This window comes from Deltaproteobacteria bacterium, from assembly GCA_016931625.1.
GTDB lineage: Bacteria > Myxococcota > XYA12-FULL-58-9 > XYA12-FULL-58-9 > JAFGEK01 > JAFGEK01.
Genome location: JAFGEK010000156.1, coordinates 1 through 7,480 on the forward strand (window position 1 = coordinate 1; position 7,480 = coordinate 7,480).

Below are 7,480 nucleotides of genomic sequence, written 5' to 3' on the forward strand. Positions count from 1 at the left end.
ACGACCCGTTTGACAATAACAGGTTTTCAAACACGCGGACATCTACCCGTGCTAATGAAGCGGACATCTATAAATACTTGTAACAGAAACAGATTTGCAATGAGCTGCCGTAAACATAAAATGCTCTATCATCGTGTAGCTTGTATACGGTTTCTGAAACAGGTATTCAAAAGGATAAGTATTGCCCGGCTTGTAAACGCAGGTTGAAGCTCTTAAATTGGTTGACTGAAGTTAGGGAAAAGAATAGCTCAATTATATGAACTATCTGGCACTTTCATTTCAGCACTTTCATTTTAATCGACTAGTTAGCTTGTTTTATCAAACTAATAACTAAGCCAAGGGTATGTAAATTATTATGAGTACACGACATCCATCTGATTCGGCAGTTGAAGCTACTCATATAGTACTGCCCTCGGATACTAACTCTCATGGTACCGCATTTGGTGGTAGCATCATGCAATGGATGGATATTGCAGCGGGTATTGCTGGTAGACGACATTGTCGTAATCAAGTAGTTACGGTGGCGGTTGATGAGATTGTTTTTGAGCGTCCCATTCATTTAGGTGATGTAATTATTGTTCGAGCAAGCGCCAATTATGTTGGTAGAACTAGCATTGAAGTAGGAGTACGCGTAGATCGTGAAGATATTAGTAGCGGTGAGCGAGAGCATTGCCTTAGTGGTTATTTTACGATGGTGTCGGTAGATAAAAATGGCAAACCTTTACCAGTGCCACCGTTAACTGCTGAAAGCGAAATTGAAAAACGTCGATATAAGGCGGCACAACTTAGACGCGCTGAACGTTTGGCCCACAAAGATATTAGTTGCTAACAACATTTGAACAACTTGGTAGGTTATATGACTTTATTTAATTCTATTCATGTGTTTCTTGACGAATACCTGAATATTGCAAAGATTGCTGATGATATAAATGCCCAAAATGGTTTGCAATTAGATGCTCGTTCAATACCAGCTAGCCAAGTAAATATTATAGCTTGCGGTGTTGATGCCAGCGAAGACACCATAGATGCGGCAATTGCTGCAAAGGCAGAGTTATTAATTGTGCATCACGGTCTGTTATGGGGTGGTAATCGCCCATTAACTGGTGCGCATGCACGTAAAATCGCTAAATGCTTTAAACATGAATTATCAGTTTATGCCGCACATTTACCATTAGATATTCATTGTGAAGTTGGTAATAACATCGAAATATTACGAGTTCTTGGATTACAAGCAGAAAAATCTTTTGGGTGTTATCATGATATAGATCTTGGTTACACAGCTATTTGTGATTTATCCATCGATGAACTTTGTCAACGAATTAACTTACAAATTGGAGAATATCGTCTCTTTGGCCGAGGCCCATATCGTATTAAACGTCTTGCAGTTATTAGTGGTGGTGCTGGTTCATATATAAGTGCTGCAGCGCAAGCCGGATTAGATGCACTTATTGTTGGTGAAGCTCCACATTATACTGCTATAGAAGCCGACGAACAAAATATTCATTTAATCGTGGCTGGGCATTATCGGACGGAGGTTTTTGGAGTACGCGCATTGGGGGCAAAGCTAGCACAGCAGTTTGGTATTAATCATATATTTGTAGGTAATGATACCGGTCTATAATGTCAAAACAAGACCAACAGCATTTATGGAAACTTGCAGGTCGATATTCGACTATCGGTATTGAGATAGCTATTGCAGTAACCCTGCCAACCATTGCTGGTATTTGGGCAGATAATCGTTTTGCTACGTCACCATGGCTTTTAATTACTGGGCTAATTATTGGGTTTGGGGCAGCAACTAGAGTGATTATACGCTTAATACGTTCGACAAAATTATAGGCATAAAATGAATCAATGTTGTGATGGATTATTTACGGCTTAATAAAAACTAATGGTGTGTGAAGTTTGGCATTAATCTTTTGATTATTTTTGGTATAGTTTAGTGCCACTAGCAAATCAGGTTTTATTTTAAATTGTACTAAGTTTGGGGGAAATCTTAATATTGCCCCTTGGGTTACCGGAATAGGTTTGACGATACGTTTGATAGGTAGTCCATCAAAATTGATCCGATCATTTGAAATTACTTCAGCTATAAATGGTCGTAACATCTCATAATCTTTTTGCCCTTCTTCACGAACAAACAGTTTGCCTTTAATGGTTTTACCTATGAGGTTACCGCGATAGAGATGTTCAAGTTTGTAAGAATGACCTTCGAATTCAGGCCAAAGTACGCGATGTGCCGTTATTTTTTTACCTTTTTGTTTAATAGTTATTTGGCGATCTGTTCCAATACTTTGTACTTCCCAATTGCCAGAAAGATTTGCAGCAGAAGCCATTGGTGAAATAGTAAATAATAATGCGACAAGTAGCAGGTGCATGATTTTACTTCCAATGGTAAAATTTAATGCTCTTTAATTTATATTGTAGCAGGAAGAGGCGCATTATGCGTTAGTACATTTGTATCTAGGTAAAATTTAATTATGCTTCATAGTAAATGGTATTTTTAATGGTCTTTAAGTCTTTATGACGCTGTATGATAAATTTTAGCAGCTTTGACTGTATGATAAGGTCGGGGTATGGCGGTAAAACACACAGCAGCAGTAAGTATCGATGATATTAATCAACATGACCGCCGTTATCTCGGACGTCATTATGTTTTCTCTAAAAATCGTGCTGAGCTTTTAGTTGATGGTCAACAAGCTTATCCTGCAATGCTAGAAGCCATAGCTAACGCAAAACGTAGTATTGCTTTTGAAAGTTATATATTTAGCGCCGACGTTATTGGTGAGCGTTTTTTAGTCGCACTATGCGAGCGAGCCAAAGATGGAGTTGCGGTTAGAGTAATTATTGACGGAGTTGGTTCTATGGATACTTCGGCAAACTTTTGGCAGCCATTAATCAATGCTGGTGGTGAAGTTGTAGTATTTCATCCACCTCGTAAAATTTCGTTTTCAGCAAAAAATTTTTGGGTAAGAGATCATCGTAAACTATTAATTATTGATGATTACATAGCATTCATTGGCGGTATCAATATTGGACGGGAATATGCACCAACAGAATGGGGCGGTGCAAATTGGCACGATATTCATGCGCAAATACATGGACCAGTGGCTCATGGTTTGATGGTATTGTTTAATCGTACTTGGCGCCAAGTTACTAAAAAGGATTGGAATGTTTATTTAGGGCCACCACAAGAGGCTGGCAATACCGCAATGCAGATTCTCGAAGGTAGATTAACAAAGCGTCATTCAGTACGTCGAGCATATTTACATGCGATTGCTAATGCTACTAGCACTATTAGAATTACGAATGCGTACTGTATTCCCGATCGCGATGTTCAACGAGCACTACAACGCGCTCGTAAGCGTGGTGTACGTGTACAATTGTTGTTATCCGGAAGAACCGATATCAGATCAATACAATTTGCTGGAAGGTATTTATATCGACGCTTATTAAAATGGGGCATTGAAATTTATGAATGGACTGAGCGCGTATTGCATGCGAAAACCGCTGTAGTTGATGGGTATTGGTGTTCAATTGGCAGCTATAATCTTGATAGGCGTAGTCTATTGCATAATCTTGAAGCTAATGTAGCTTGTGTAGATAAAAAACTTGGTACTGCTTTTGATCAGCAGTTTGAAAATGATTTACGCCGTTCACACTTTATTGATCCCACCACTTGGCATCGACGCCCTTCATTACAAAAGTTGCTTGAGTTCTTTTTTTATCAGTTGCGCTATTTACTTTAGTTGCAATTTATTTTGAGGGGCTACCTCAGGTACCACCCCTAATTTTCTTGAGCTGATTGCCAACCAAGTAACGAATTAGCTGTTAATGATTTCAGCAAAGAAACTTATAAAAAAGGTGTCACGCCATGACTCTTAATACTACTTCAGCTAGTAGCCCTATTATTCCTCCAGTTGTGCAAACAGCTAATAATGCACAAGCACATGTTGACGAAGCTATTGCCAAAATTGATAACTTATGTGGGGAAATAGTCGGGCTGCAAGAAGCAATAGCTGATATTAATTCGGCCATTATTATTTTGCAGCAGCAACTTGGTGAACTTAAACCACCCAATTCTAATGACTATTATACTGAGCAACAACGTACTGTAGGTACTCCGCCTGACCAAGAAACTATTACCGAACGTGTATTTGATAAAGCAGCTTTTGGCGCGGCAATGGCGGCGTATCTTTCTGAAGTACAACGGCTACAGAGTGATATTCAACAAAAACAAGGCGAGCTACAGAGCAAAGAAACTGAGTTAGCAAGTAAAGAAGGTGAATTAGCCCAAGCTGAAAGCGAATTGCAAAGCGCGCAACAAGCACTAGAGGCAGCATTGCAAGAAGATGCCCAAGCTTTGCAAGAGGCGCAACAACGTTATCAAGAGGCAATGGATAGAGCACAGCAAGCTCAGCAAGAAGCACTGCTTGCCCAAGCTGAAGCGCAAAAAGCCCAAGAGGCGCTAAATCAAGCAGATCTTGAGCTACAAAATATGCAAGCTGCTGCTGAAAATCTTGGCACTTTTAACCCATTACCAGAGCCTAATTTTATAGTTGATGATGCGGTTACATCTGCAGCATTAACTACTTATTATCAAACTAGTATGCGCTCGGTACGAAATGCCCATGCTGAGCTGATCACGGCGCAAAACTATTTGCCACGTATGGGAGCAAATGGTGGTTTATTGCCTCCGATCAATACCATCTCGGCTCATGATTTTATTGAACTAGCCCCGAATATTGCTAGTTTTGAATCAGGGGTACATGCGCAGGACAGCGGTTTATTAACGCAATTTGAAGGTGATGACCCAATAACCATGACACCAGCACTGGCCAATCAGGTTTATCAAGCATGGAGTGCTGCTGGTTATAGCTATGAACAAATGCAGGCGGCAATGAGTGCCTTAGGTGGGCGATTACCTGAAGAACAAACGGGCATTCCTGAGAGTTTAGGTGAAATGCGCTCACAAATTCGCGAGCAATATGGACAAGAGGGGTTAGCAATTTTTGATAGTATGTACCGTCGCGATCGTGCAACCGAGTTTTCCCCCTATCGCATGAATATGCTGGACCGAGAAGATAGAGCAGATTTTGAGTATCGCGCCGCGGTTGATACTTATGTTGGTTTTACGGCTTTGATGGATGCAACCAATCGTGCTGCTAATCCTAATTTATGGGGTACCACCGGCGACGCCAATGCTCAAGATCTTGCCGGGCTGAGCAAAGGTGCTAGTGGGGATGAAGTTAAACAACTGCAACGAGATCTAGCAGCCTTAGGTTACTTTCCAGAGAATATAATTGACAATGAGGGCGCTGGTTTTGGCCAATTTGGTGATATTACTGCAGGGGCTCTACATGATTTTCAAATCGCTAATGGTATCCCGGTCTCTGATACGATAGATCCAGCAACCGTAAATGCTTTAATGCATCCACATCCTGCTGCGCAGTTTCCGGCGAATGGCCCGGCGCTCGCACAAGCCGCAGAACTTGGTGGTGCTACCGGCCCGGTGCAAGTACTTCCTGATGGTTCCGTTTATCAAACTTTTGAGCATGGCTATGTCATGGTGAATACTGACAATATTCGCACTGTGCGCAATTTAGAAGGTCAAGATATTATTCCACCCACCAAACTTGCAACCTTTACTTCAGTAGAAGAAGCGAGTCCCCATTTTGTTAATGAATGGGGCGAAACCGCCACTTATCAAGATGGTGATCCTACAACTCTAATCGATCCTACTAATCATCCGGCGGTTAGCTTGCCGGGAGCTTATACTCCATATGGTTACAATGATTGTGGACCAGCGGCCGCGCTTATTGCGCTGTCATCTTTAGGGCTTATTGCGCATCCTTCGCCAAGTGACGCTCCACAAGTTATTAATGATATTCGTACTGCTACCGGTGATCTAGATGGAACCATGTATATGTCATCGGTTGATCAAGGTTTGCAGCAATATGGAGCATCAACAAATTATATCGACAATAATATTAATGCCATTAATACTGCGTTAGGTAATGGGCACCCTGTAGTTCTTGGTAGTTACGCAGAATGGGCGGCTTGGGGGTCACAGCAACCTGGTGGTAATATGATTAATAACGTAGATCCTGGTGGGCATTTTGTAACCGTTGTTGGCATGACCCCTCAAGGTGATTACATTGTAGCCGATCCTTTAATGGCGGGTGGGCCAATTACGGTATCACCACAACAAATGCAAACATTTCTTAATTCGAGTTTCGCAAAACCATTAGAAGTGTCTCGGCCTTAATGGCCTAGCCCTTTGGTGTGATGCCAAGTGGTTAATTGATTAGCTTGTGGCTGCGTCAGGTAAAGCTATTAATCATTTGCTCTTGGTCAATTCGGCAAAAAACTTTCTCGCTTCTAAGTTAAAAAAGAAAGGAGAGGTGAAGCTAAATTTTTCATGCTTAATTCTAGCATATACCTTTGGGCAGTAGTTTTTTTCATCTGGATGGCTAGGGCCAACCACTGCATAAATACTAAATTTCGAGTCTATGGCATTGATAATAGCAATAGAACCCTACTGCATAAAAGTTACTTTATATTTAGAAATAACGTTCCATTGGTTATCACCAGTTAACTGTTTAAATGGGTTATGACCATTTTTATAAAGCATGCCGGCAAAATCTATCTTGGCATATCTACATTCTTCCCATTCACCGAAGTTGCGTGTCGTTATAGGATAATCATCATCTTTTATATCACGATACTTATTGAATTGAGACATTAATATTTTTTGTGGGTCACAATTATCAATACCACCAAAAATACTTATAAATTCGTCAGCTTTCCCAACTGCTAATACATCAAGATATGTTTGGTAAAACATCTCGCCTCTAAAGCAAGGAATTGCGGTATGAATAAAATGCATCTACCCGTAATAAAACCCGCTCAGTTTCAACTAACAACAAGCGCGAGGCAAATATTCGCTTTGTAAAAATCATTTTTGAGCGAACTTCATCACCACCAGCTTCGCCAAATAATGCCCGCAGTAGTGCTGAAGTCTCAAGAAATATTTCGCTCACAGAAACAACCCGTCGCTACGCATATCATCAAGAATGTCTTGAGAAGAAAAATCAATAAGACAAACTACAGGTTGCGGACCAGACCAAGAGTCCTCGCTGCTTCGCAACACTATCTCTTTTTTCTCGGCTAAAAATTCTAAGGCATCTTCAAGATGCTGCTGCATTTACTCTCTGACGCATTGCAGGACGTAATTCAGCAACCACATCTTCGCGCTCAGTCACAAGAATAATTTCACCTGATTTTGCTAAACGGACATATTCGCTTAGTTTAGCTTTAAGTGTTTTAATACCAACAGCTTTTATAATATTTAAATGGTAACTAGTAGTTACTTAGTCAATATACAATTACTTTAATTATATAAAATACTAATACCTGATATCTAAAATGTATAGAAACTAATTAATTTCATTGCGCAATATGTTAACAGTGTCTGGCA

At 40.5% G+C, this 7,480-nt stretch carries 9 protein-coding genes; 5 read left to right on the forward strand and 4 right to left on the reverse strand.

The genetic code is table 11. The features are described from left to right. The first annotated feature begins 355 nt into the window (after positions 1 to 355). The 3 genes from JW841_13225 to JW841_13235 are packed head-to-tail and all read left to right on the forward strand — an operon-like array spanning position 356 to position 1,839. A complete protein-coding gene (locus JW841_13225) occupies positions 356 to 829 on the forward strand; it encodes an acyl-CoA thioesterase (protein MBN1961901.1) in 474 nt (157 codons plus the stop codon). Positions 830 to 856: 27 nt separating this feature from the next. Continuing rightward, on the forward strand, positions 857 to 1,621 hold the full coding sequence (locus tag JW841_13230) for a Nif3-like dinuclear metal center hexameric protein (protein MBN1961902.1): 765 nt from the start codon (positions 857 to 859) through the stop codon (positions 1,619 to 1,621). Continuing rightward, positions 1,621 to 1,839, forward strand: a complete 219-nt coding sequence (locus JW841_13235) for an AtpZ/AtpI family protein (GenBank protein MBN1961903.1) — start codon at positions 1,621 to 1,623, stop codon at positions 1,837 to 1,839. The genes JW841_13230 and JW841_13235 overlap by 1 nt, the downstream gene beginning before the upstream one ends. Positions 1,840 to 1,871: 32 nt before the next feature. Here JW841_13235 and JW841_13240 read toward each other — a convergent pair whose 3' ends face one another. Beyond that, the gene (locus JW841_13240; GenBank protein ID MBN1961904.1) at positions 1,872 to 2,378 is read right to left on the reverse strand and encodes a hypothetical protein; all 507 of its coding nucleotides are present in this window, start codon (positions 2,376 to 2,378) and stop codon (positions 1,872 to 1,874) included. 198 nt (positions 2,379 to 2,576) lie between these two features. Here JW841_13240 and JW841_13245 point away from each other — a divergent pair, with 198 nt between their 5' ends. Continuing rightward, positions 2,577 to 3,749 (forward strand): cardiolipin synthase ClsB, encoded by a 1,173-nt coding sequence (locus tag JW841_13245; protein MBN1961905.1) that lies wholly within the window; start codon positions 2,577 to 2,579, stop codon positions 3,747 to 3,749. 125 nt (positions 3,750 to 3,874) lie between these two features. Next, positions 3,875 to 6,268, forward strand: coding sequence for a peptidoglycan-binding protein (locus JW841_13250; GenBank protein ID MBN1961906.1), 2,394 nt, complete (start codon positions 3,875 to 3,877; stop codon positions 6,266 to 6,268). Positions 6,269 to 6,538: 270 nt separating this feature from the next. Here JW841_13250 and JW841_13255 read toward each other — a convergent pair whose 3' ends face one another. From JW841_13255 to JW841_13265, 3 genes are read right to left on the reverse strand one after another with little or no spacing between them, the layout of a single operon-like run. Further along, positions 6,539 to 6,847, reverse strand: a complete 309-nt coding sequence (locus JW841_13255) for a hypothetical protein (GenBank protein ID MBN1961907.1) — start codon at positions 6,845 to 6,847, stop codon at positions 6,539 to 6,541. A gap of 7 nt (positions 6,848 to 6,854) precedes the next feature. Next, positions 6,855 to 7,043 (reverse strand): hypothetical protein, encoded by a 189-nt coding sequence (locus JW841_13260; protein ID MBN1961908.1) that lies wholly within the window; start codon positions 7,041 to 7,043, stop codon positions 6,855 to 6,857. After that, positions 7,040 to 7,207 carry a hypothetical protein gene (locus JW841_13265; GenBank protein ID MBN1961909.1) on the reverse strand — a complete coding sequence of 56 codons (168 nt, stop codon included), beginning with the start codon at positions 7,205 to 7,207 and terminating at the stop codon, positions 7,040 to 7,042. Before JW841_13265 ends, JW841_13260 begins: the two co-directional genes overlap by 4 nt. Between the last annotated feature and the right edge of the window lie 273 nt (positions 7,208 to 7,480).